Below are 24,217 nucleotides of genomic sequence, written 5' to 3'. Positions count from 1 at the left end.
CAACTTGTCATGCGTTGCAAATGCCCCAGAGATGCCGGGGCGCTCAGGCGGTGAGCAAGATTCGTCGCGAGAGGATGGCTGACAGTTTCAACATCCCGCGCCCGATACAGATGCGCGGGCGCGCCGTCAAGGTGCCCAATGATCCGAGATCGCCGCCCCACCTAACACTTCCGCAATGCGCGCGCGTGATCCAGCCTTGGTGTCGGGCGGCAGGTTCTCCACGGCGAAGAACTTCACCTCGCGGATTTCCATGTTGGGCCTGAAATCTCCCTGCGCGAATTTCCGCAAGATGAAACATCCGACATGATCGCCGGGAAACAGCCGGTCATTGGAGAAGAAGCCGTGGAACAGCAATTCCTCCAGAGGTTGAATCGCAGCCTCTTCGTGCAATTCGCGAATGGCGGCTTGCCGTAACGTTTCGCCCGGATCAACGCCGCCGCCTGGCAAGGTCCAGCCATCGGTATAACCCGGTTTCACCAGCAACACGCGGCCCTGCGCATCAATCACCACAACCCGCGCGCCCAGCGTTTTGCCGCGCGTCAGGCGGCAATAAAGTTGAAACAGCCGGTTGGGAAACATCAAGATTACAAGCTTTCCAGTTACGCGCCGCAGGCCTTGCCAAGGCCACAGCCATGCTTCATTTAGAGTGGGCAAATCGCGCAGTCAAAGAAGTGGAAACCGTGGCACAGATTACAGTGCGTCCCGTTCAGGGCAATAAGGACAAGGTTACCTTCCTGAAGGTGCCCTTCGCGCTTTATGCTGGTGACAAGAACTGGGTGGCGCCGCTGTTCTTTGAGCGCATGGAACATTTGAGCGAAAAGAAGAACCCCTATTTCCAGCACGCCAAGGCGCAGCTTTTCATCGCTGAAAAAGACGGCAAGCAAGTGGGCCGCATCTCCGCCCAGATCGATGACCTGCATCTGGCGCGCTACAATGATGCATCGGGCCAGTTTGGCTTTCTGGAATCGGTTGACGATCCGGAGGTTTTTGCAGCGCTGTTCAAGGCGGCGGAAGGCTGGCTCCGCGAACGCGGCATGAAAACAGTGCGCGGTCCCTTCTCCTTTTCCATCAATGATGAATCCGGCCTGCTGATTGACGGCTTTGACACCATCCCCAATCTGATGATGGGTCATGGCACGCCTTATTATGGCAGTCGTGTGGAGGCGCTGGGTTACAAGAAGGTGAAGGACCTCTACGCCTATGAGTTCGACAACCGCCAGGGCCTGAGCCCCCCACTGCGCAAGATGGTAAAGCGCATGATGGCTTCGGGCGGCATCACCGTGCGGCCGCTGAACAAGAAGAAAATGGATGAAGACATTTCCACCATGATGTCGATCTTCAACGACGCCTGGACCGACAATTGGAATTTCGTGCCCTTCACCGCAGCTGAAGTGAAGGCGATGGGCAACAATTTCAAAATGCTGCTCGACGAAAAAGCCGTGAACTTCGCCTATGTGAAGGGTGAGCCTGCCGCCTTCTGCGTAGCGGCACCCAATATCAATGAATGGTTCCAGGGCCTGAATGGCCGCCTGCTGCCCTTCGGCTGGGCCACGCTGGCCTACCATCTGCTACGCGGCCGCTCCAAATCAGTGCGCGTGCCTTTGATGGGCGTGCTGAAGAAGTATCAGGATGGCCCGGTGGGCGCAGGCCTCGCACTGGCAGTCATCCAGGCGTCATCTGATCATGTGATCAGCCGCGGCGTGACGCATGGCGAATTCTCCTGGATTCTCGAAGACAATGCGCGCGTGCGCCACATCCTCGAAAGCATGGGCAGCCGAATCTACAAGACTTACCGCGTCTATGAAAAGCGCCTGTGAACTGGCGCTGTGAATTTCACGCTCGCTCATTTTTCTGATCTTCATATGGGGCCGCTGCCACGGGGTGCAGCCCTCCATGCCTTTCGCCCCAAACGGGTGATTGGTGCCGTGTCATGGCATTTCCGCCGCAAATATCTGCACCTCAATGAGGTGGCGGATGCCCTGATGCAGTCGGTTCAAGCGGCAAAGCCCGATCATGTAGCCTTCACCGGCGATGCGGTGAACATTGCCAGTCCACTGGAATTTCCACCGCTGCGGGCCTGGATGGACAGGTTGGGCCCACCCGATTGGCTGTCCTTCGTGCCCGGCAATCATGATCTCTATGCCAAAGTGGCTTATGACAAGAGTCTCAAGCTGTTCGAGCCTTTCATGGCCGGAGACATGCGCGTTCCCGAAGCCTTCCCCTATGTGCGCCTGCGCCGCAACGTGGCTTTGATCGGGTTGAACTCGGCTTTGCCTCGCCCCTTCCAGAGTGCCGAAGGGCGGTTGGGTGAAAAGCAGCGCAGCTCGTTGCGCCAGCTTCTCATTGATTTGAAGGCCAAGGGCTTCTGCCGCGTGGTGATGATCCACCATCCGCCAGGCCCTGGCCTTGCCACCAAGTTGCGCGCCTTGCAGGATGCGGCGGAACTCAAAACCATCCTGTGCGAACAGGAAGTGGAACTGGTGATCCACGGCCACAACCATCGCCGCGAGCTGCATTGGCTGGAGGAAGCAGGCATCCGGGTGCCCGCCATTGGTGTGCCCTCCGGCAGCATGGCGCTTCACGCGCATCAGCCCGCCGAATGGAACCTCTATGAAATTGCGCGCCAATCGGGCAAATGGATGACCCGAGTGACGATCAACCAATGGAAGGGAAAGGACGAGGGCTTCGTGGCCCAGCCGGCCTTCAACCTGGAAAACTGATAATGTCCATCCTTGCCCGCATGCTCACCCGCATGATCCTGATCCGCTTTGCGGTGATCCTGCTGGGTCTATCCTTCTTCGTGCTGACGCTTGAGGTTGTGGGCTTCCTCACCGACGTGCTGCGCATTGCCAACAATCCCTTTGTGGCGGTTGGCACCTATGTGCTCACCCGCACGCCCGGCATTCTGGCGCTGTTCCTGCCGACCAGCCTGCTGCTAGCGCTGCTCCTGTCGATGACCGAATTGTCCTACCGCAATGAGCTCACAGCGATCTGGGCCACCGGCATTTCACCCTCGCGCCTCATCATCAAGTTGCTACCCATGGCGATCCTGGTCGGGGTTGCGCATTTTCTGCTGATGGACCAAGCCGTGCCCGCCGCAGCCCCGTCGCTGCGCAGCTGGGGCATTGCTGACTATGCCACCCGCAAGCTGAGCACTAATCCGAATGACCCTGTATGGATCCGCTCCGACAATGACATCATGCGTGCTGACCGCATGTCTGCTGACAACAAGACGCTGTATAACGTCACCATCTTCAAGCGCGCACCACAGGGCCAGCTGACCTCGGAAATCTTCGCTGACACGGCCACCCAGAAAGACAGCCATTGGCTGCTCAACAATGTCACCAGCTATGATGCCGATGGCAAGAAGCCTACCCGCGTTGCCCAGGCCACTTATGAGGGCTCGCTGCGACTGGCCGACAACAAGCGCGTCGGCTCGCCCGAGGAAATGACTTTCTCGGAAATCCGCGACTTCGCCGCCAATGATGGGTACGGCGTGCGCGCCAAGCATGTCTATCAAACCTGGGAACAGAAGCGCCTCACCCCGGTGATCATCTCCATCGTCATGGTGATCCTCTGTGTGCCGCTCGGCACAGCGTTCCGTCGCGGTGGTGGGCTTGGCAAGATTTTCGTGGCCGGCGTGGCGCTGGGCTTTGCCTATTTCGTCTCTGACGGCCTGGCCATGACGTTGGGTGAAACCGGCGCGGTGGCCCCCTGGATTGCCGCATGGGGGCCGCTGCTGGTGATGGCGGCGATTGCCTTCGCCATGCTGGCGCGCACCGATCACGTATGACCAGACGCGCGGGCGTTCTGATCAATCCGTTTTCCGGCCGCAACAACGGCAAGGGAGAAGCGCTCTATCAAGTACTGAAAGACCAGCCCGGACTGTCACTGCACCGGTTCGCCGACTTCGCCGAACTCGAACCCGCCATTGACCAATGCGCCAAAGACGGCGTGACCGATCTCTTCATTTCGTCGGGCGATGGCACCATTCAAGCTATCCTCACCCATGTGGCCGGCAAGGCCAATTTCAAAACCCTGCCCCAGATCGGTCTGCTGCCGCACGGCACCACCAATCTGACGGCAGGTGATATTGGCCTCCATATCGGCAGCATTGCCGCGCAAGCGCGCTTTATCAAAACCCTGCCCGATTGCAAGGTCGCCACGCGGCATACGATCCATGTGCTCAATCCAGTCGGAGCACCGCCGCGCCTTGGCTTCACGCTGGGTGCCGGTGCCGCCGCCCGCGCTACCCGCAGCGCGCAGGTCGATTACAATGACAAGGGCGTGAAAGGCAGCATGGCCAGCTTCGCCACGATTGCCGTGGGCCTCGCCAAAGCCGCCTTCTCCAAACCGAAACCGGGTGATCTCACGCGCCTCGACCGCGCCAGTCCGATGACTGTGACTTGCGATGGCAAGATTACGGCGCAAGGCAACCAGTTGATGTTCGTCGCCACCACGCTGAACCACCTTTTCTTCCGCACACAGCCCTTCTGGGGCGCGCGCAACGGCGCATTGCGCACGCTCACTGTGGCCTATCCGCCGCCGAATATTCTGCGCTGGGCCCTGCCGCTGATGTATGGCCGCATCGGCAAGAATATCCCGCCGGGTTGCGTGAGCTTTACGAGCGATGCCTTCGAGATCAGCTGCCCCGAACCTTATGTGATGGACGGCGAGTTTTTCGACGGCCCGGCACAAGGCGCACTGCGCGTGCAGGCCGGGCCGGAATTCAAATTTATTCTTGGTGCGGCTTAGTTCGCAAACGCCTGCTTGAACACGCTGATAATGTCGTCAATCTCCTGCGTGGTATGCGCGGCAGAAACCGAGCAGCGCAACAGGCACAGACGGTTTGGCGTGCCAGGAGGAACAGCCATGTTGACGTAAACACCGCCCTGGAACAGCGCGTTCCACTTGGCAATCGTAGTCAACTCGTCCGGCATCTTCACGGCAACAACCGGGCTCACCACATCGCAGCCCATCTCGAAGCCCAGGCCTTTGAGGCCGTTATAGAGGCGCTCGGAATTGGCCCAGATCTTGGCGCGGCGTTCCGGTTCAGCCTTCAATACTTTCAGGGCTTCAATCGATGTTGCAATCGAAGCCGGAGAGGCAGAGGCCGTGAACATGTAGGGCCGCATCGCATAGCGCAGCGTTTCAAACAGCGGATGGTTCGAAGCTCCGAATCCGCCAATGGCGCCGACGCTCTTCGAGAACGTGCCGATCACGAAATCCACATGCTCAGAGAGACCCGCTTCATCACCAAGCCCGCGGCCATTGGGACCAAGCACGCCGAAAGAATGCGCATCATCCACGCAGAGCTGGAAATCATGTTTCTTTTTCAGGGCCACGAAATCAGCCAACGGGGCGCGGTCACCCAGCATCGAATAGATGCCTTCGAGAACCACAAGGCGGCCACCGCCATCATTCTCAGCGCGCGCCAAGCGCTTGTCGAGGTCGGCCGCGTCATTGTGGCGGAAGCGCACAAGCTTGGCGCCGGAAAGCGTGCAGCCATCATAGATCGAGGAATGCGAATCCGCGTCCAGATAGATCGTGTCCTTGGGGCCGGCGAGGCCAGACAGCATGCCGAGATTGGCCTGATAGCCGGTAGTGAAAATGATGCAGTGTTCCAGGCCCAGGAAATCGGCTAGCGCTGCCTCCAGCTCCTTGTGGAGCGCGAAGCTGCCATTGGCGATGCGCGAACCGGTGGTGCCGGTGCCAAATTCCTCGAGAGCCTTCTGCCCGGCGGCAATGCAGCGCGGATCAAAGGTCACGCCCATATAATTGTTGGTGCCGGCCAGGATGATCTCACGGCCATCCACCACGGCGCGTGTCGGCGACAGCATCTTGTCATTGGTGACGCCAAGGCCATTGATGCCCATATCCGTCATGCGCTGGAAACGCTCCATCACGCCGCGGTGCTTGTCGAGAAGATCAACCATCGATCACGCCTTGTTCAAACGGGTTTGCACATAGGCGGCGAGTTCGCCCACGGTGCGTATGCTGGCCACCGCATTCATCGGAATTTCGACATCGAAATGATCTTCGACTTCCATGATGAAGTCTAGAACGCCCACGCTGTCGATGTTAAGCTCAGCCGGAATATCGGTGGCTTCGCTCAGCGGGATATTTTCGGAATTGAAGGGCTTGAGGAGATCCACAAGCACGGGAACAATGTCAGTAATCTCAGTCATGCGGCGCTTCTAGCCTTATTGTTTTTCTGCGGCAACCAGCCTTCGGCCCGGTACCAATCCAAAGTTTGCGCCATGCCATCGGTAAGGCGTGTGGGCTTGGACAGCGGCCAGATGTTGGAACGCGCCACCCAATCATCGTGATAGATTTCACGGATCTTCTGGCGGTTCATCGTGCTGGTCTTGCCAGAAAAACGTGCAGCAGTTTCTGCCAGCCCCGCCGCCATATGCACCACGCCATGCGGCAGATGCACCAGCCGCGAAGGCCTGCCCGTCAAAGCACGATTGGCATCCGCCAGTTGTTGCCAGTCATAGCCCTGAGCCTGGTCATCAAGCTCATAAAGGCCGTGCGCTTTGCTTTCGACCGCATCACATATGATGCGTGCAAAGTCGGTGACATAGAGCAATGAAAAGCGCGAACCCTTCTTGCCCGGCATGAATGCCACAGGCGATTGCAGCAACTTGAACAGCGGCAAAGTAGCCTTGTCACCGGGACCATAGATTGCTGGAGGACGCAAAATCAAAACGCTGCACTCTTTCGAATCCAGCGGCAGCAGAAACTGCTCCGCCGCATTCTTGCTGGCGCCATAAGCCGAAAGCTGCGGTTCGCGCGCCGCCAATGACGACACATAGACAAACCGCGTCACCCCAGCCTTGCGCGCGGCATCATAAAGCCGCTGCGTACCGGCCAGATTGACATCGAAAAATCCCTGCCGGCTCGGTGCGTGGGTGGCACCGCCCACATGCAGCACTACATCAGCGCCGGCAACCAGCCTAGCCAGCACATCATCGCGAGAAAAATCGCCAGCAATTACCTTGGAACATTTTCCAGCAAGCGCTTCGGGACGGCGCGCCAAAGCGGTCACATCATAACCGGCGGCTAGAAGCTGCGGCAGGATGAAAGCTCCGGAGAACCCGGTGCCACCCGTCAGGGCAACACGCAAGGGCTTCGGCTTCTCAGGCGATGTGCGGGGCAACGATGGTGATCTCACCAGCCAGATATTTGGCCCGTGCGCCGGCGCGGGACAATTTGCCCGACGAGGTGAAAGGCAGGCTGCGCGGGGCCACAAGCTCGATCTTGCAATCAACGCCCGAGCCCTGATGCACCAACTTGGCTACTTCATGGCGCAGCTTTTCCTGCTCGGCCGTATCGCTGTTGCGGCATTCGACCAGTACGACAACTTCATCGTCGCCGTCATCGCCTTCAACCGCGAAGGCGGCCACGTCACCGGAATTCAATTCGGCATAACGCTCGGCAGCCCACTCAATGTCCTGCGGCCAGATATTGCGGCCATTGTGCAGGATCAAATCCTTGGCGCGGCCGGTGATGACGATTTCGCCATCGATGAGATAGCCCATGTCACCGGTGTTCAGGAAACCCTGATCATCGATCACTTCGGCAGTGGCTTCAACATTGTGGAAATAGCCGCTCATCAGGCTGGGCCCCTTGACGAAGATGCGGCCCACCAGGCGCTCAGCGAGAACCTGGCCTGCAGCATCACGCACTTCCATCTGGTGGCCGGGGAGAATACGCCCGCAAGCCACATAGCCACGCGTATCAGCAGCACCCTGCTCCGCCGGAACAGCGCGGCTTTCGTGGCGCAGGATATTCTTGTCGATATAGTCTACGCGGATGGCGCGCCCTGTAGGCGGGAAAGAAAGAGCCAATGTGGATTCCGCCATGCCATAGCTGGGCAGGAAAACATTGCCGTTGAATTTCGCAGGTTCAAGCGCACGCGCAAATTCTGCCAGCACATCGGCGCGCACCATGTCGCCACCAATGCCGGCAGCACGCCAGGCCGAAAGGTCAAGCTTCGAGACTTCCGAACCGATGCGCTTGGCAGCAAGGTCGTAACCAAAAGTGGGCGCAAACGAGATCGTCGAACGGTTTTCCGACATCAACTTCAGCCACAGGCTGGGACGGCGCGCAAAGGCCGTGGTGGCCAGATAGTCAATGCTGCATTGTGACAGCATCGGACCAAGGCAGAAGCCCACCAGTCCCATGTCGTGATAAAGCGGAAGCCAGGAAAAGCCACGATCAGTAGGCTTGGTCTTCAGGCCGAAAACCACCATGCCGCGGGCATTGGTGGTGATCGCACGCTGCGAAATCAGAACACCCTTGGGGGCCGATGTCGAACCCGATGAATATTGGATATAGGCCACGTCTTCAGCGCCGAAGCCCTGAAGCTTGGACATGGCTTCTGGCTGGGCTGCGATGTCTTCGTGGGTAAACACCTGAGTCACGCCAGCCATGGCAGCAGCGGCACGCAGGCTCTCAACCTGATCGCTCGGCGCCACGACGGCATGGGCATCAGCAGCCTTGAGCATGCCGGCAATGCGCTGTTCATAGGCTTCGCGGCCACCGATATACATACTGTAGGGCACTGGGCACGGCACAAGACCGGCGTATTGGCAGGCGAAGAAAGTGATGATGAATTCCGGGCCGGTTTCCGCCACGATGGCCACGCGCTCGAGGCGCTTCAGGCCGGTGGACAAAAGCTTGCGCGCCACAACCAGGGCACGGCGGCGCAGATCGGCATAGGGCATCACATGCTCAAGCGCGCCGCGGCCACTGTAGAAATTCATGCCGGTCACACCTTGGGCGGCGTAATCGAGACCTGCGGCCAAGGTGGAAAAATCGGCCTGGCACTGCGGAAGGTTCTGGTTCACGGTCGGCGTTTTGATCAAAACCGGAACTGCCGCTTTTTCATTAACCGCAAGGGTTACGTTCACGTTGATGCCTTCCCACAAGTGATGCCTCAGGAACAGGCTTACCAACCGGTTATACAAGCCCGGAAATCACTTGGTGTTTCATTTTGTAACGCGGATAAGATACTGAAATATAAGACGATATTTCTCCACTGGCTCAGAATTTCAGCCAGCCCTGGATCAGTGCCACAGCGGTGAGTCCCAGAACCCCGAACAGGAGCCCGGTGGCCCAGACATAGAGCAGCTCGCCAAAGCTATAGCGGCGCTGCACGGTTTGGCCGACAAAACCCGTGTTGACCGTGCGGCGTTCGCGCTCCACCAGGCGGTGTGCCATGTAGCGGATGATGAAACGCTGCATTTCTGCTGCATCACTGGTTTCGAACAAAATGCCTTCGGCGCTCTCGCGCGATTGCACCAGCCGGTAGGTCTTGGGATCGGGCTCCATCTCCACCCAGGAGATCAGATCAATCCACAATTTGGGCTTTTCGCCTTCCACCACATTGAGATCAAACAGCGTCTTGGCAGCATCGTGTCCGGCCAGTTCCGGCAAGACGGCATCGCGCAGTGCGCCGAGACGCAGAATCCGCGCGTCGCGGGCATTCAGAATGGCATCAAGCTGCACAGCCTCGGCGAGGCGCGCATCCTTAAGGGCCTTGGTTAAAGTATCGGGCTCGGTCATCAAACGCGCTTTCATCACAAACTGTATCAAATTAAGGCAGACCGGGTGTGGGACCGGCATTTTCAACAGGAACACAGCAGGCCCCGTGCCAGTCAAGTTAACTGCACAGCTTTCCCTGCTCTGCCGCGACTGCTATGAAGGCCACGAGGGGCTTTCTGTTGAAGAGGCCGAAGATGAAATATCATTTGCTTGCCGCGTTCGCCGTGCTTTGCGTAGCCACACCGTCACGTGCCGAATGCCTGGATGAAATCAAGGCCATGATGCAGGCGCATCTGGCGTCCGGACCCTATCACGTCTCCATGGATCAAAGCATGGGTGGCACCACTCGCAAGATCGAGGCGGATGTGATCCTGCCCTCAAGCTTCCACATGAAATCCCCAGAAATGGAAGCCGTGATGCTGAAGCAAGGCACCTGGATGAAAATGGGTGGCGCCTGGCGCCAGATGCCTGCGGCCATGACGGGCGCCATGAGTGGTGCCATGAAAATGGAGATCGAAGACGGCATGAAAAACGTCAAGAATGCGCAATGTCTGGGCAGTCAATCCATCGAAGGCCAAAACCTTGACGCATTTATTTTTGATTCAAACGCCAATGTAATGGGCACCAAAGTAATCAGTCACATCACTGCCTACAAAGATGCCCAAGGCCGGCCTGCCATCATGATCATCGACGGTGAAGCCATGGGCAAGAAATCAAAGACAGTGCAGCACATCACCTACGACCCCGCGATTACCATTTCGCCGCCCAAGTGAAAACAAAAAGGCCCGGTAAAAACCGGGCCTTATGATGGTGGTAGCGAGAGAGGGAGTTGAACCCCCGACCCCAGGATTATGATTCCCGTGCTCTAACCAACTGAGCTACCTCGCCGAGATTGCGTCCGTATATGTAAAACCCATGCGCCAAGTCAAGGCACCTGTGTCACTCGTGTTCCTCTTCCTTGTCGCCCACCACAAAGGTGCGCCACAGCGAGATGCCGGCAAAATAGAGCGACGCGAAGCCGAACAGGAACAATTGAATCTTGTAGGACCAATCGGAATAGTCCGGGTTGCGGCCTGAAATCACCAGGCTGAGTGTCAATGCCGCCCACAGCACCGTCATCGGCACCGTCACATTGCGCCACAGCGTGACGCGCAGTGGATGCACGAACTTCACCGGAATAAAAGTGAGGATGGAAAGCCCAATGATAGTGATGAAATTGACCACCCAGCCGGTATTGAACAGGTAGAAATACAGCACCACCACATTCCAGATGGCTGGAAAGCCCACGAAATAATAATCGAAGCTCTTCATGTTCACATTGGCGAATGTATAGAGCGAAACGGCCATGATCAGCGCCGCCATGATCAGGCTCCAGGTCTGGGTGCCGAACCAGAAGGGCGCGGGCACCATGTCAAACCAATAGATCATCAATGCCGGCACTGCCACGTAAGTGAAGAAATCGATCACCAGATCGAGCGAGCCACCATCAAAATTCGGTGTGTATTCTTTCACGCGGGCCCGCCGTGCCAGCGTGCCATCTACTCCGTCCACGAAAAGTGCGAGGCCCAGCCACATGAAGGCGGCAACGGCATCATTTTTCAGAACCGATACGAGCGCGAGAAAACCCAGCACGATGCCGCTGGCTGTAAAGGCATGAACCGACCAGGCCACGCCCTTCTTGATCTCATGTTCGAGACTAGGCTTGATTTGAAGCTTCGGCACCGCATCTCCCCATTTTTATGAAACTATAGAGAGGAGAGTGGACCTGCGCAATCACTCCCGCTTGTCATAATGCCAGACGAAGGCTGGCGGAAAATTGGCAAGAACCAGTTCCTGCCGCCGCCCCGCCAGCCCGGCGCGCAACGCGTCATCAGGTGCGATGGGCGGCAAGAGACGATAAGTGAACTGAACGACAGTGCCGCCCGGCGCCAGCGCGCGGCCCATCGCCATCACGATGCGGCTGGCACTCTCTGCCGGCAAATTGCGGAACGGCAAGCTCGACAGGATCAGCGCTGCTTTGTCCAAGCCGCGTTCCGCCAGCATCATATCGAGATCTGCCGCATCACCTTCAGCGACATCAACGCCCAAAAATTCTTTCCGCAGCCGGCGCGCAAAGACCGGATTGAATTCGACCAACATCAAATGCGCAGGTTCAATGCCCATGGCCAATAACCGGCGGGTGAACACACCCGTGCCCGGCCCCAGCTCCACCACCAGCCCGGAACAGGGCGCCAAGCCCTTGACCATGGCCGCAGCCAGATGCTCGCCACTGGGCACAAAGGAGCCGACCGCACGTGGTGACTCAACAAACTGCCGCAGGAAAACCAGCGGCTGGACCGCCTTGCGGCATGTTTCCACAATGCGGTTGGGATTAGGCATGGGCCGGCAACGCTTGCGAACGAGTGAAGGCGACACGGGTTTTCGGCAGCGCGATAAACCCGCCGCCCAACACACGCTGGCCAGCGCCCTGCCCGTCATAAAACACAGCGGCCTGGCCGGGCGATACGCCGAATTCGCCTTCCGCCACCGTGAGCACGGCCCCTGCCCCATCGCGCTTCAGCAAAGCGGGAACGGGGGCACGCGTCGAGCGGATGCGGGCAAAAACTTCCTGAGGCTGATCCGACAGTGCCAAGGCACCCAGCCAATTCACATCGCTTACGCTGATATCATGCTGCTTCAAGGCTTCACGTGGGCCGACCACCACTTGCGCGGTATCAGCCTCCAGCCGCACAACAAACAAGGGCGCTCCACCGCCGATGCCTAAACCTTTGCGTTGGCCGATCGTGTAATGGATGATGCCATTGTGCTGGCCCAGCACACTGCCATCCATATCCACAATATTGCCTGGCGTTGCCGCATCAGGCCGCAGCTTCAGAATCACATCGGCGTAATTGCCATCCGGCACGAAGCAGATGTCCTGACTGTCTGGCTTCTGCGCCACCATCAGGCCCAGTTCCTCCGCCACAGCGCGCGCTTCCGGCTTGCTCAGCAGGCCCAGCGGGAAGCGCAAGAAATCCAGCTGCTTCTGCGTGGTGGCAAAAAGGAAATAGCTTTGGTCACGCGCAATATCGGCGGGCGTGAACAGGCCGCGGTGGCCGTTGGCCAGCACGCGGCTTTCTACATAATGGCCCGTCACCAAAGCGGAAGCGTCCAGATCATGGGCGCGGGCGAGCAGATCGGCGAATTTCACCGTCTGGTTACAGCGCACGCAGGGAATGGGGGTGGCCCCCTGCACATAGGCTTCGACGAATTCGTCGATCACGCTTTCCTTGAAGCGCGTTTCAAAATCCAGCACGTAATGCGGAATATCCAGCGCAGCGGCCACGCGGCGCGCATCGTGAATATCCTGGCCCGCACAGCAGGCGCCCTTCTTGCGGATGGCTTCGCCATGATCATAAAGCTGCAGCGTGATACCGACCACATCATAGCCGGCCAACTTCAGCAGCGCGGCGGCCACGGAAGAATCCACCCCGCCTGACATGGCGCACACGACTCTATGCGATGACGGATCACCTGGCAGAGCCATGGCGTCATGCACGAGATCAATGATGCGTCTGTCGATATTCATGAATTCTTCAAGTGGGTACGATTGCGGCTTTCTTACACCCTTTTTCAAATTATTCCGCAAGGGAACGGCGGAAGGGGCTTTTCTGTGCCGAATTGAACCAGCCTGAGGCCGGTCTTTGGAATTTGTTTAGAAGCACTTAGGTCGTTGTTAAGGCCAGCGTGGCAGATTTGTAACTGTGCGGATGATACATTTCGTCTCCTTCGCAAGGTCAGTTTGTGAGTATGCGTAAATGAATGGTCAGTTGCGTCCACGCGTCAATTACGTCATCGGGCCCGATGGCAGTCCCTTGACGATCGCCGATCTTCCTCCTCCCGGCAATCACCGCTGGGTGATCCGCCGCAAGGCGGAAGTGGTGGCTGCCGTTCGCGGTGGTCTCCTTTCCCTGGAAGAAGCCTGCAGCCGGTATACCCTCACTGTTGAGGAATATCTGGGCTGGCAGCGGTCGATCGACAAGCACGGCCTTGCCGGTTTGCGCACCACGCGCATCCAGCATTACCGCCAGTAAAACGGCGTAGAGTTTTTGCAAAAGCCGGGGCAGCCCGGCTTTTGGCGTTTGAGGCTTCCCAATTTGGCCGACCGCCGCCATATTGGCGCGCATGGAACTCAATCAATTTCTTCTCTGGTCTCTCCTCTATCTCGCAGCCGTGGTGATCTCGGCACCCATTGCCAAGCGCCTGGGCCTCGGTTCGGTGCTGGGATTTCTCGCTGCCGGTGTGATCATCGGGCCTTCGGTGCTGGGCTTCGTGCGCGCTGGCGACGAGGCGGTTAAAAACTTCGCCGAATTCGGCATCACCATGATGCTGTTCCTCGCCGGCCTTGAACTCGAAATCGACAAGCTGAAAGAGCTGCGCACCAAGATGATGGGCCTTGGCGTGGCGCAACTTCTCGGCGTAGCCGGCGTGCTGGGCCTTGCCGCCTTCGCTTTCCGTGGCGATTGGCGCGAGGCGGTTTGCATCGGGCTTATTCTCGCACTCTCCTCTACCGCCATCGTGCTGCAATCGCTGCAGGAAACAGGCAAGCTGAAGACCCCGGCTGGCCAATCGGTCTTCGCCATTCTCTTGTTCCAGGACATTTCGCTGATCCCGATCCTCGCCCTCTTGCCGCTGATTGCCGGCACGCGGCCCGAGCCTGATGAGCACAGCCTGAACCTGTTCGCGCATACGCCAGTCTATCTCCATGTCGGCGCGATTATTCTCGCCGTTGCTGCCGTGCTGGTGGCCGGGCGTTACATCCTGCGCCCGCTGTTCCGCATCATCGCCGGCACCGGCCAGCGCGAAATCTTCGTCGGCTTCTCGCTGCTGCTGGTGATGGCGATTTCGCTGCTGATGGCTTGTGTGGGCTTGTCGCCCTCGCTCGGCGCCTTCCTCGCCGGCGTGGTTCTGGCCGACAGTGAATACCGCCACGAAATCGATATGGACTTGCAGCCCTTCAAAGGCTTGCTGCTGGCCATCTTCTTCATCGCGGTGGGTGCCGAGATTGATTTCAGCCTGTTCAAGACGGCAGCCGTCACCGTGATCGCCAGCCTCGTCGGCTTCATCGCGCTGAAATTCGCCACCCAATATGTGATCGCGCGGATTTTCAAACTGACCAAGCCGGACCAGTGGTTCTTCACCGCGGCGCTGACGCAAGCCTCGGAATTCGGCTTCGTGCTGATCGCCTTCTGCGTGGGGCTTGGCCTTCTGACGGCAGAGACTGCGGCCATGCTCACCGCTGTTGTGGCACTGTCGATGGCCGCTGCACCGCTGCTGATGATGCTGGACCGCAAGGTGATCCAGCCCAGCTTCACCCGCGCCCTCGACGCGCGCGAGGCTGATGAGATCATCCATGATGGTGCGGATGCCATCATCGCCGGCCATGGCCGTTTCGGCATGACGGTGGGCCGCGTGCTGAACGCGCAAGGCTACAAGACCGTGGTGCTGGAGAATGACTCGAGCCAGGTCGATGTGATGCGCAAATTCGGCTTCAATGTTTTCTATGGCGATGCGCTGCGCCTTGATCTGCTGGAGGCTGCCGGCGCGCGCCATGCGAGATTGCTGGTCATCGCCATTGACCAGCCGGATAAGGTGAATGAGCTGGTCCAGATCGTACGCGGCAATTTCCCCAATCTGGAAATCTTCGTGCGCGCCTTTGACCGCAGCCACGCGATGGAGCTGATGAAAAACGGTGTCACCAATGTGTACCGCGAGGTGTTCGGCTCGTCGCTGTTCATGAGCCACGACATCCTGCTCGCCCTCGGCCACACCAAGCCCGAAGCCGGCCGCATGGTGAAACTGTTCCGCGAACTGGACGAGAAGTTCCTGAGAAAATCTGCCGCCGTGCAGGATGACGACGAACAGAAACTGATCGATCTGGCCAGACAGTCACGCAGCGAAATCGCGAGAGTCTTCGCCGCCGACCAGGAACTGCAAAAGCAGGAAGAACAACGCAGCATCCGCCACGAAACCTGAGCCCCCTCACCTCCCCCATGCTCCGCATGGGTCCCCCTCCTCCCCAAAGCATTTTCGAAGAAAATGCCTGGCAAGCGGGGCGAGGCCATGTACACGCACCTACTCCCTCGCCCCGTGAAACGGGGAGAGGGTTGGGGCCCGCGAGTGAAACGAGTGGGATTGTGAGGGGCCGCTCAAGTCATGCAGTCACCGCGCAAACCAAAAAAGTGGAGGGGATGCCCCGCCACTGGCTTCAAGCCCGCATATGCATGATTGTGGAATTTAGTGGCCGTGAGGCTCAAAGCCCGTGGGCAGAACGCAGCGATTTTAAATCCGGCACTAATATTGGTTAGCCATTGAAGGCGCGTGGGTCTTAGTGCCCGCGGTCCAGTACCGGAGCTCCCGGAAGCATGGAGTGAGTTAGTCTCCACCCTGCAGGCGCTGCCATCTTTTCCGCGATCATGGAACTCTGTGATCATCATCGTCCCCTACTGTGAAAAAGACTGCGGGAACGGATAGCGAACTTTTATTTCCTTGTAAAGGAATATTTTCTGTATTGAGAAATTCGCCATTATCTCGTTGATATACGAAGCAACCTTCATTGCGCCACCTGCAGTTCTTGAATAAGGTCAGGTCACTGCGAATATTTATACGTCGAGGTTGAAGCAATGGCCCAAACGGAATTAAACGCAAATGCCAGTACAGCAGGCGCGTTGTTTTCAAGCTCGATGTTCGAAGTTCCTCCATACCAGCGTGAGTATGCTTGGCAAGACGAGGAAGTGAAGGAGTTCTATTCCGACATACAAGGCGCCCTTGAGGGCGAAAGTTATTTCCTTGGCCTAGTGATCTTAACTGAGCAAGGCCAGCGAAAACAGATTGTCGATGGGCAACAGCGAATTGTCACTCTAAGTTTGCTTGCGGCTGCGCTATTTCACGAAGCAACACGCAGCGGTCGTAAGGCGCTAGCTGATAGACTTCAGGCAGATTTCCTAAGCTCAATTGATTATGCAACTGATGAAACCAAGCCTCGTGTGTGGCTCACTGACAGCGAAGATAACGTCACATTTCAAGATATCATTGCCAACGGCACCAAGGCCAAAAAGGTCAAAAACCAAGATAGCACCTCGGGGCAAATGCGTGCGTCGTTCGATTTTATTGCAAAATCTCTTGCTACGGACTTAGCGCCAGATCCGTTCAGACGGCTGGGTAAGTGGACCGAGTTTATAACACACAAGCTCTACTTTGCAGTTTTCGTACATCCGAACCCTGCGACAGCCTACGGTGTTTTTGAGGTTATCAATACAAGAGGACGCGATCTCACCACCGCCGACCTCCTAAAAAATTTCATTTTAAGCCAAACGCCAGAGATTAAAAGAGAGTCGATATATGAAAACTGGAAGCGGATCGCGAGCACGTTTTCTGCTGAAGGGACAACTAGTCTCGTTCAATATATTCGTCATGTCATCACCGTCGAGAGCGGTTATGTATTGCCTAGGGACTTGTTTGCGTTTTTGGCAAATCGCGATCCGTCCAACAGTAAAAGAGCACCTTCAGCCTTAGAGGTCTTAAACCTCTTGGGCCAACGCTTGCCAATATATTCTCAAATGATTGACCCAACTCTAGAGGGCCCAGCTGAACCGTTTGCACTGAAGGCGTTTATCGCACTGAACAAGTTAAACGTCATCACCGTTCGACCTCTCATGTTAGCTATTTCAGATTTACCTAATCCGCAGCAGGGGCTCGAATATGTACTGAAACTAGTTGTCAGGCGCATTATCGTAGGAACACTTGGAACCGGCAATATTGAACGCAGATTTTCGGATGCGGCCAAAAAAGTAAAAGACACTTCGTCATGGGGGTTCCTTGAAAGCGACCTGCGCGACCTCAATCCAACAAAAGATTTCTTTGAAAGCCAGTTGAGCAAAAGATCGTTCAACAAAGGAACGCTATCATTCATTCGAAACTCCATTGTGTCTCGGTCAATCGTTCCAGAGACCTACGGAGTCTTGCATTTCGTTATGCCGAAAACCGCTATCGCCTGGCCTGGGTTTGATGATGATGAGCGGGCCTATTGGCTCACCACAATCGGCAACACGTTTTTGTCATCCGAAGTCAGGCGACCGGGCGACGCGATCACATGGCCTGGGTTCAAGGTGCACGTGCTTCCAACTGCATGGCATGGGGAGTGGGTGCGCGAGCTAGAAGAAATTGAAGTTTGGGATGCAACCGCAGTTAAGTTGATGGCAGCGCGCCTAGCAAAAGCGGCAGCTGATATTTGGTATGCTTAGAGCAAGAGCGAGGGTTAGACCGGAAGCCTTGTTAGCGAAGATGATTGAAGTCTTCGACAGACAACTAGAATTGCCAGCACTTCCCGCGCTCATATCCGCATTGAGTACTGCGCAAACCAATCGACCATTTGCAAATGCAGCAATTGCTCTTGATGCCAGTGCCGTGCTTCGCATTCCCGGTCATAAAAAAAGCGTGGGGATAATTGACTATCTGAATGCCCAACATCAAGGACCAATCATACTCCCGGGGCAGGTCGTTCAGGAATTTTGGAATAATCAGCTAAATGTGATCGACACCATTTCTAAGAGTCTGCAAAAAAACTTTGAGGCTTTCATGAAGGATGTTGAGCGAGCGGGAAGCGAGACAGATCCAGCTCTAATATCTTTAAAAGCAGGGCTGGATGATTTCAAAGATAGAAACGGGGCACTCTTTCATCCCGATATGATCAGACGTACTGAGCAATTTCTTGAAGGGCTAAAGTCGACGGCAGAAGTGCCATTTGCCCCTCGCCAAGCACTACATCAGAGTGCTGAACACCGGAAGAAAGCGAAGACACCACCAGGTTTCAAAGATCCGGGTGACGGCGATTTTTATGTTTGGGCAGATCTTTTATTTGGCCTACTTAAATTGAAAGCAAACCGTCGCAATTTTGACCGGCTCATTTTGATAACAAACGATGCGAAATTGGATTGGTGCAGAGAAGGTAAGCCCCATCCAGTTTTGTTCGCGGAAGCGCGCGCTTTGCTCGAAGTTGATTTTGATATCTGGACACTCGACAAATTTGCGAACGGTGTGGCCGCTTAGACTCACTGCACTGGCCGCGAACTTCCACAATTACAATATTGGTCGGTGCAACCTGTCCATTTGATCTCGTTAAATGCCGCGTTACTCCGCCAGCTCCACCTGCTCCCGCATAGCCTTCCGCGCCTCGAGCTGCTCCATCACCTGCCCGGCCAGTGCCCTGAGCGCGTCCTTCTGCGCGTCCGTCAATCCTTCCGGGCGCGGCACAAGGTCGATCACGCAGAGCGAGCCCAGCGGAACGCCGTCGGTGGTGCGTAAGGGCGCGCCGGCATAGAACCTGATGGAAGGATCGCTGGTCACCAGCGGGTTCATCTTGGTGCGCTCATCCTTGCTCAGGTCGGTGATCACAAAAATGTCGTCCGACCACATGGCGAATTTGCATACCGATTTATCCAGCGTGGTTTCGCAGCCGTCAAAACCCGCCGCCGCCTTGAACCATTGCCGCTCGGGCACCACGAAAGTGACCAGCGCCACCGGCGTGTTGCAAATCTCCTTGGCCTGCTGGACGACGGCGTCATAGCCCTCCTCCGGCGGCGTATCGAGAATGTCAAACGCTTCCAGAGCCAGCATGCTTTTGAGGAGATTGTCGGGTTCGAAATAGTCGTTTGCCATGTGGCCGTGTCACTCTGTGAACTTGGTTCTGCGCCCTTCATATAGGGTGTGCGCGCCAGAGAGTGAAAAAATTCTTTGCCCAAGGCTTCCCTCCCCGCGCCCGCGCCGCCATAATCACCGCATGAACGCTCCCATCGCCCCCGCCTCCAACCTCCACGACGCTGCCATCGATCCACGCAATCTCAACATTTTGATCTCGGTCAATGGCGAGTTGTTCCCGCGCGAGAAAGCCATGGTTTCGGTTTTTGACTCAGGTTTCATCCTGGGCGATGGCGTGTGGGAGGGCTTGCGCCTGGTGGGCGGCGGCGTGCCATTTCTGCGCGAGCATATTGAGCGGCTGTATGAAGGCGCCAAGGCGATCTTCATGGACATCGGGCTCTCGCCCGATGAGCTCGTAGCACGGCTGTTCGCCTGCATCGCCGCCAACAAGATGAGCGACGGCGTGCATATCCGCCTGATGGTGACGCGTGGCGTGAAGGCCACGCCCTATCAAGACCCGCGCGTGACCATCGGCTCGGCCACCATCGTGATCATCCCCGAATATAAAGAGCCGCGGCCCGGTGCGATGGAGCACGGCCTGTCGCTGCATACGGTGAATATCCGCCGGGGTGCGCCCGATGTGCAGGACCAGAAGCTGAATTCGCATTCCAAGCTGAATTGCATCCTGGCCTGCGTGCAGGCCGCCAATGCCGGCGCCGACGAGGCGCTGATGCTCGATCCGCTGGGCTTTGTGGCCACCTGCAATTCCACGCATTTCTTCATCGTGCGCCGGGGCGAGCTATGGACTTCTACAGGGCAATATTGCATCCCCGGCATTACGAGGCGCGCACTGCTGCGCGTGGCGCATGACCTGGGCATTCCGGCTTTTGAAAAGCAGTTCTCGCTGTATGACGTCTATGGCGCCGACGAGGCTTTCGTCACTGGCACCTTTGCGGGCGTGACACCTGTGCGGGTGATTGACGGGCGGCCGGTGCGCCATCCACTGTCCACCGAGGAGTGGAGTGGCGCCGGGCCGATTTCGCGCAAGCTGTCGGAAGGCTACAAGGCGCTGGCCAAAAAAGAAGCGCTGCGCGCACTCTGACATGTGGGGCTTTCTTCTCGCCAGCCTGCTGATCGAGCTGACGCCCGGCCCCAACATGACCTGGCTGGCCGTGGTGGGCGCACGCCATGGCCGCCGCGCCGCATTGGCCGCCGTAGCGGGTGTGTGCCTGGGCCTGGGTCTCGCAGGGCTTGTCGCGGGCTTCGGCCTCACGGTGTTGTTCAACACCTTCCCTAGTCTGCTCACTGCTTTGCGCGTGGCTGGCACGCTCTATCTGCTCTATCTCGCCTATGACGCGTGGATCGACGCCGATGACGAGGACGTGGCGGCCGCTTCATATCGCACGTATTTCAGCCAGGGCTTCGTGTCCAACGCTCTCAACCCCAAGGCCTATCTGTTCTACGCGGCGATCCTGCCGCAGTTCTTGAGTCCAGACGCGGGCTGGCCGCAGATCGCCTGGCTCACCGCGCTCTATGTGGCCGTGGCGACCGGCGTGCATACTGCAATCGCACTGGCCTCCGGCAGCCTGGCAGGCTGGCTCAAACATTCACCGCAAGCCGTGATCCTGCGCCGTGTTCTGGCCGCGCTGATCGGCCTCGCCGCCATCTGGTTCTTCATCTCGACAGGAAATCTGAAATGAGCGTCAATATCGCCATGTGGTCCGGGCCACGCAACATCTCGACCGCCATGATGTATGCCTTCGCGGCGCGGCCTGATGGCATGGCCTGGGATGAACCCTTCTACGCCGCCTATCTGGCGCAGACCGGCTTGCAGCATCCGATGACCAAAGAGATCCTGGCGGCGGATGAGAATGATGCAGGCAGGGTGGCAATGCGCTGTGCCGGCCCTGCCGCGAAGCCGGTTTTCTACCAGAAGCACATGACGCATCACATGGTGCCGGCATTCGACCGGACATTCATCCGTGGGCTGACGAATGCGTTTCTGATCCGCAGCCCGGAGAAGGTGCTGGCCTCTTATGCCAAGAAGCATGACGAGGTGACGCTGCACGCCATCGGCTTTGTCGAGCAGGCGGAGATTTTCGAACAGGTGGCCGATGCCACGGGCAAGGCACCGCCAGTGGTCGATGCGGATGAGCATCTAAAGAATCCGCAAGCGAGCTTGGAGAAGCTGTGTGCAGCTGTTGGCATCGCATTTGATCCCGCCATGCTGCACTGGGAAGCCGGCCCCAAATCCTGCGACGGGGTCTGGGCCTCGCACTGGTACAATGCCGCCTGGGCGAGCACGGGTTTCTCAGCACCTGAAGCGAAGGCGGTTGAGTTGCCTGATCATCTCAAGAAAATCGCCGACCAGGCACGGCCCTACTACGACAAACTAAAGGCCCACGCTTTCGCGTGAGCCTCGAAACTTCACCTTGCCCCACGGGGCGGTGGTTTAGCGATGTGCGCTGGCGGCCAGCTCGGCGGCGGCAATCACCGGCGCACCGCGCCCCGCGGCGGCGTCTTTTTCCACCAGCAGTTCGATCTTCCTGAGATCCCCTTCGGCTTCCTTCAGGCGCTCGAACGAGGCTTCGCGCTGGTCGCGCAATTCGGCCACTGATTTGAGCATGTTGTCGCGCCGGCTGCGTACAGCTTTCGCGGCCATCGAATAATTCACATTGTTGGGATCGGAAACACCAGTGCGGGTTTCTTCAAACTTCACATGATTGTCGAGATCGTCATGCTTGCGCATCAGGTCCCCGATCATCATGTCCATATCTGCAACCTGCCTCCGGCAATCTTCAACGCGGAAACGGTTCAGCCGCAAAAGGCTGTCTCTTGAACGCATGGTACCCTCACTCACTTACGCAACACACAAAACACAAACTCAAAAAACCACTTTCAGCACGTAAGCACGCCGCCCCGCCTTGAATGGCCCTTCTCCAAACGCGATTTTTTCAAAATCTCATTATGGACTCTATTCACGATTCTCCGAATCAACTACCTAATGGAGAGTCGTTCATCGATCAGAGATGATAAATGAACAGGTTTAAAAGCGGGTAAACCTGAAAAATCCTCGCAGTGAACAAAACAGTAAGTCAGTCCGCGTCCACGGTTTTCCCTCTATTGGTGTGCTTTCGCAAGCTTGCCACAACCTATTGAGGTTACATCGTAAACCAAGACGTGGTTTCGGATTAGGTTTTGTTAACCTTTCTAAGCCTATCTTAAGGAACAGAGTTAAGCATTCGTGAGCAGGCAGCTCCCGAAGATCGGTTTGGGATTCCGGTGCGCCGGGGTTAGGATAAGGGGAACCACATGCGGGTTTTGTTGATCGAGGACGATACAGCCACCGCTCAGTCGATTGAGCTGATGCTCAAATCGGAGGGTCTCAACGTCTATACGACGGACCTGGGCGAAGAAGGCGTCGATCTCGGCAAGTTGTACGATTACGATATCATCCTTCTCGACTTGAACCTCCCGGATATGTCCGGTTATGAAGTTCTGAAGTCGCTGCGCGTCTCCAAAGTGGGAACGCCAATCCTCATTCTCTCGGGCCTCGCCGGCATCGAAGACAAGGTCAAGGGTCTGGGCTTCGGCGCCGACGACTATATGACCAAGCCGTTCCACAAGGACGAACTGGTCGCCCGCATCCACGCTGTGGTGCGCCGCTCCAAGGGCCACGCCCAGTCGGTCATCCTCACCGGCGAATTGCAGGTCAATCTCGACACCAAGACGGTTGAAGTCGGCGGCCAGCGCGTGCACCTCACCGGCAAGGAATACCAGATGCTGGAGCTGCTCTCGCTCCGCAAGGGCACCACGCTCACCAAGGAAATGTTCCTCAATCACCTTTACGGTGGCATGGACGAGCCGGAACTCAAGATCATTGACGTGTTTATCTGCAAGTTGCGCAAGAAGCTTGCCAATGCCGCACAGGGCAAAAATTTCATCGAAACAGTCTGGGGCCGGGGTTACGTGCTGCGCGAAGGTGCACCACCCATGCACGGCGCCGACGAAGACATGGCAGCAGTCGCCTAACGAGACCCATAAAGCGCCGCGCCAAAAAGTTGAGAGACTTTTTGGAACCAGCGGCGCGTCCTTCGTCAAAAGAGATCGCCCGATAGAATTGCGGGATAAGGCAAGGTCCTAGGGAACATGAAATTCCCGATGGCCTGCCCGAAAATTGAAGACCCGGAACGCATGACGCGAACCGGGTTTTTCGTTTGCGGAAAGCCTTGCAAATCCCCTATGCAACGGCACTTGGGGAGAATGAAATGTCCATAGTCCAGAAGATGATTGATGGCGGCATCGACAAGAATATCCGTTTCAAACAGTCATTCCCCAGTTGGACATTGCAGCGTGTCGAAAAGCTTCTGCCTGCATCTATGGAGCACACGGCCGAAACCGGTTGCGGCAAATCCACCATCCTGTTTTCCAACTTGTCAAAGCGCCACACGGTGTTCTGCCTCGATGACCGCAAGGACGAGGGTTCCAGCGTGGAGCTGTTTGAAAGCTCAAAGCACACCAAGCCCAAGGCGCTGGATATTATATTTGGCCCCAGCCAGGTCACCCTGCCCCAATGGGCGGCTGGGCCGGGCAAGGATGTAAAGCTCGACGCGGTGCTGATCGACGGGCCGCATGGTTTCCCTTTTCCAGAGCTCGAATATTATTATTTCTATCCGCGCCTCAAGACCGGCGGCATCCTCATCATCGATGACATTCACATTCCAACGGTAGGCCAACTCGCCGATTTCATCGCTGAAGACGCGATGTTTGAACTCGTCGAAGTGGTGGCCACCACGGCCGTGTTTCGGCGCACAGATGCCCCCACCTTCAGCCCCATCACGGATGGCTGGACGGTGCAGCATTATAACCGCCGTCGCCTGGGCAATCTTCAGGTCTATCCCGGGCTGCGCGAAAATGGCCTTGAGGACGGGAAACGCCGGAAGCCGTTTGCTGAGACCGTAGGACAAAGCCGCAGCCTGATTGTCAGGGA

General features: G+C 57.2%; 24 protein-coding genes, 1 tRNA gene and 1 pseudogene. 14 read left to right on the top strand and 12 right to left on the bottom strand.

Translation table 11 applies throughout. The features are described from left to right. Positions 1-126 precede the first annotated feature (126 nt). Positions 127-579 (bottom strand): NUDIX domain-containing protein, encoded by a 453-nt coding sequence (locus tag F8B91_RS01210; RefSeq protein ID WP_196503854.1) that lies wholly within the window; start codon positions 577-579, stop codon positions 127-129. Between the two features lie 101 nt (positions 580-680). Here F8B91_RS01210 and F8B91_RS01205 point away from each other — a divergent pair, with 101 nt between their 5' ends. The 4 genes from F8B91_RS01205 to F8B91_RS01190 are packed head-to-tail and all read left to right on the top strand — an operon-like array spanning position 681 to position 4,755. Further along, positions 681-1,817: a dATP pyrophosphohydrolase gene (locus F8B91_RS01205; RefSeq protein ID WP_196501896.1), complete on the top strand. Its 1,137-nt coding sequence runs from the start codon at positions 681-683 to the stop codon at positions 1,815-1,817. Between the two features lie 9 nt (positions 1,818-1,826). Further along, positions 1,827-2,720: a metallophosphoesterase family protein gene (locus F8B91_RS01200; RefSeq protein ID WP_348641707.1), complete on the top strand. Its 894-nt coding sequence runs from the start codon at positions 1,827-1,829 to the stop codon at positions 2,718-2,720. A gap of 2 nt (positions 2,721-2,722) precedes the next feature. Beyond that, complete coding sequence (locus F8B91_RS01195) at positions 2,723-3,793, top strand: LptF/LptG family permease (protein WP_196501894.1); 1,071 nt, start codon at positions 2,723-2,725, stop codon at positions 3,791-3,793. After that, entirely contained in the window at positions 3,790-4,755 is a 966-nt protein-coding gene (locus F8B91_RS01190; RefSeq protein ID WP_196501893.1) for a diacylglycerol/lipid kinase family protein, read from the top strand. Before F8B91_RS01195 ends, F8B91_RS01190 begins: the two co-directional genes overlap by 4 nt. Here F8B91_RS01190 and spt read toward each other — a convergent pair. The 5 genes from spt to F8B91_RS01165 form a co-directional block, all read right to left on the bottom strand. Beyond that, a complete protein-coding gene (spt, locus tag F8B91_RS01185) occupies positions 4,752-5,936 on the bottom strand; it encodes a serine palmitoyltransferase (protein ID WP_196501892.1) in 1,185 nt (394 codons plus the stop codon). The two genes, F8B91_RS01190 and spt, sit on opposite strands and share 4 nt — an antisense overlap. Before the next feature lie 3 nt (positions 5,937-5,939). Beyond that, on the bottom strand, positions 5,940-6,188 hold the full coding sequence (locus F8B91_RS01180; RefSeq protein ID WP_196501891.1) for an acyl carrier protein: 249 nt from the start codon (positions 6,186-6,188) through the stop codon (positions 5,940-5,942). Further along, positions 6,185-7,129, bottom strand: coding sequence for an NAD-dependent epimerase/dehydratase family protein (locus F8B91_RS01175; protein WP_210324315.1), 945 nt, complete (start codon positions 7,127-7,129; stop codon positions 6,185-6,187). Before F8B91_RS01175 ends, F8B91_RS01180 begins: the two co-directional genes overlap by 4 nt. A gap of 13 nt (positions 7,130-7,142) precedes the next feature. Continuing rightward, the gene (locus F8B91_RS01170; protein ID WP_196501889.1) at positions 7,143-8,855 is read right to left on the bottom strand and encodes a fatty acyl-AMP ligase; all 1,713 of its coding nucleotides are present in this window, start codon (positions 8,853-8,855) and stop codon (positions 7,143-7,145) included. 196 nt (positions 8,856-9,051) lie between these two features. After that, positions 9,052-9,588 carry a hypothetical protein gene (locus F8B91_RS01165; RefSeq protein WP_196501888.1) on the bottom strand — a complete coding sequence of 179 codons (537 nt, stop codon included), beginning with the start codon at positions 9,586-9,588 and terminating at the stop codon, positions 9,052-9,054. Positions 9,589-9,746: 158 nt separating this feature from the next. Between F8B91_RS01165 and F8B91_RS01160 the strand changes: the two genes are divergently transcribed. Beyond that, the gene (locus tag F8B91_RS01160; protein WP_196501887.1) at positions 9,747-10,325 is read left to right on the top strand and encodes a hypothetical protein; all 579 of its coding nucleotides are present in this window, start codon (positions 9,747-9,749) and stop codon (positions 10,323-10,325) included. A gap of 38 nt (positions 10,326-10,363) precedes the next feature. Here the strand turns inward: F8B91_RS01160 and F8B91_RS01155 are convergent. From F8B91_RS01155 to mnmA, 4 genes are all read right to left on the bottom strand, one after another. Continuing rightward, positions 10,364-10,440: transfer RNA gene (locus F8B91_RS01155), tRNA-Met, on the bottom strand. 51 nt (positions 10,441-10,491) lie between these two features. Continuing rightward, the gene (locus F8B91_RS01150; protein WP_196501886.1) at positions 10,492-11,274 is read right to left on the bottom strand and encodes a CDP-alcohol phosphatidyltransferase family protein; all 783 of its coding nucleotides are present in this window, start codon (positions 11,272-11,274) and stop codon (positions 10,492-10,494) included. 51 nt (positions 11,275-11,325) lie between these two features. Then, the gene (locus F8B91_RS01145; protein WP_196501885.1) at positions 11,326-11,931 is read right to left on the bottom strand and encodes a class I SAM-dependent methyltransferase; all 606 of its coding nucleotides are present in this window, start codon (positions 11,929-11,931) and stop codon (positions 11,326-11,328) included. Beyond that, complete coding sequence (gene mnmA / locus F8B91_RS01140) at positions 11,924-13,120, bottom strand: tRNA 2-thiouridine(34) synthase MnmA (RefSeq protein WP_210324314.1); 1,197 nt, start codon at positions 13,118-13,120, stop codon at positions 11,924-11,926. Before mnmA ends, F8B91_RS01145 begins: the two co-directional genes overlap by 8 nt. A gap of 229 nt (positions 13,121-13,349) precedes the next feature. Between mnmA and F8B91_RS01135 the strand changes: the two genes are divergently transcribed. The 4 genes from F8B91_RS01135 (at position 13,350) to F8B91_RS01120 (ending at position 18,639) form a co-directional block, all read left to right on the top strand. Beyond that, complete coding sequence (locus F8B91_RS01135) at positions 13,350-13,625, top strand: DUF1153 domain-containing protein (RefSeq protein WP_196501884.1); 276 nt, start codon at positions 13,350-13,352, stop codon at positions 13,623-13,625. Positions 13,626-13,716: 91 nt separating this feature from the next. Continuing rightward, a complete protein-coding gene (locus tag F8B91_RS01130; RefSeq protein ID WP_196501883.1) occupies positions 13,717-15,567 on the top strand; it encodes a monovalent cation:proton antiporter-2 (CPA2) family protein in 1,851 nt (616 codons plus the stop codon). A 647-nt stretch (positions 15,568-16,214) separates the two neighbouring features. After that, positions 16,215-17,834 carry a DUF262 domain-containing protein gene (locus F8B91_RS01125; protein ID WP_196501882.1) on the top strand — a complete coding sequence of 540 codons (1,620 nt, stop codon included), beginning with the start codon at positions 16,215-16,217 and terminating at the stop codon, positions 17,832-17,834. Positions 17,835-17,874: 40 nt separating this feature from the next. Beyond that, a complete protein-coding gene (locus F8B91_RS01120; RefSeq protein WP_196501881.1) occupies positions 17,875-18,639 on the top strand; it encodes a PIN-like domain-containing protein in 765 nt (254 codons plus the stop codon). Positions 18,640-18,720: 81 nt separating this feature from the next. On the opposite strand, the gene F8B91_RS01115 is transcribed toward F8B91_RS01120, so the two are convergent. After that, a complete protein-coding gene (locus F8B91_RS01115; RefSeq protein ID WP_196501880.1) occupies positions 18,721-19,248 on the bottom strand; it encodes a GAF domain-containing protein in 528 nt (175 codons plus the stop codon). 121 nt (positions 19,249-19,369) lie between these two features. Between F8B91_RS01115 and F8B91_RS01110 the strand changes: the two genes are divergently transcribed. Genes F8B91_RS01110 through F8B91_RS01100 form a run of 3 tightly spaced genes read left to right on the top strand, consistent with a single transcriptional unit; the run spans position 19,370 to position 21,643 of the window. Further along, on the top strand, positions 19,370-20,329 hold the full coding sequence (locus F8B91_RS01110) for an aminotransferase class IV (RefSeq protein WP_196501879.1): 960 nt from the start codon (positions 19,370-19,372) through the stop codon (positions 20,327-20,329). A 1-nt stretch (position 20,330) separates the two neighbouring features. Then, positions 20,331-20,927 (top strand): LysE family translocator, encoded by a 597-nt coding sequence (locus F8B91_RS01105; RefSeq protein ID WP_196501878.1) that lies wholly within the window; start codon positions 20,331-20,333, stop codon positions 20,925-20,927. Continuing rightward, positions 20,924-21,643 carry a hypothetical protein gene (locus tag F8B91_RS01100; protein WP_196501877.1) on the top strand — a complete coding sequence of 240 codons (720 nt, stop codon included), beginning with the start codon at positions 20,924-20,926 and terminating at the stop codon, positions 21,641-21,643. Before F8B91_RS01105 ends, F8B91_RS01100 begins: the two co-directional genes overlap by 4 nt. A gap of 36 nt (positions 21,644-21,679) precedes the next feature. Here F8B91_RS01100 and F8B91_RS01095 read toward each other — a convergent pair whose 3' ends face one another. Continuing rightward, the gene (locus tag F8B91_RS01095; protein WP_196501876.1) at positions 21,680-21,994 is read right to left on the bottom strand and encodes a flagellar export protein FliJ; all 315 of its coding nucleotides are present in this window, start codon (positions 21,992-21,994) and stop codon (positions 21,680-21,682) included. A gap of 545 nt (positions 21,995-22,539) precedes the next feature. Here F8B91_RS01095 and ctrA point away from each other — a divergent pair. After that, complete coding sequence (gene ctrA / locus F8B91_RS01090; RefSeq protein ID WP_196501875.1) at positions 22,540-23,259, top strand: response regulator transcription factor CtrA; 720 nt, start codon at positions 22,540-22,542, stop codon at positions 23,257-23,259. Positions 23,260-23,495: 236 nt separating this feature from the next. Beyond that, a pseudogene (locus F8B91_RS17120) lies at positions 23,496-23,930 on the top strand (class I SAM-dependent methyltransferase); the annotation flags it as partial. Between the last annotated feature and the right edge of the window lie 287 nt (positions 23,931-24,217).

It is taken from the genome of Aestuariivirga litoralis (assembly GCF_015714715.1).
Classification (GTDB): Bacteria; Pseudomonadota; Alphaproteobacteria; order Rhizobiales; family Aestuariivirgaceae; genus Aestuariivirga; species Aestuariivirga litoralis_A.
The sequence above is the reverse complement of the archived record's forward strand: the minus strand, read 5'-3'. Positions and strand labels throughout refer to the sequence as shown.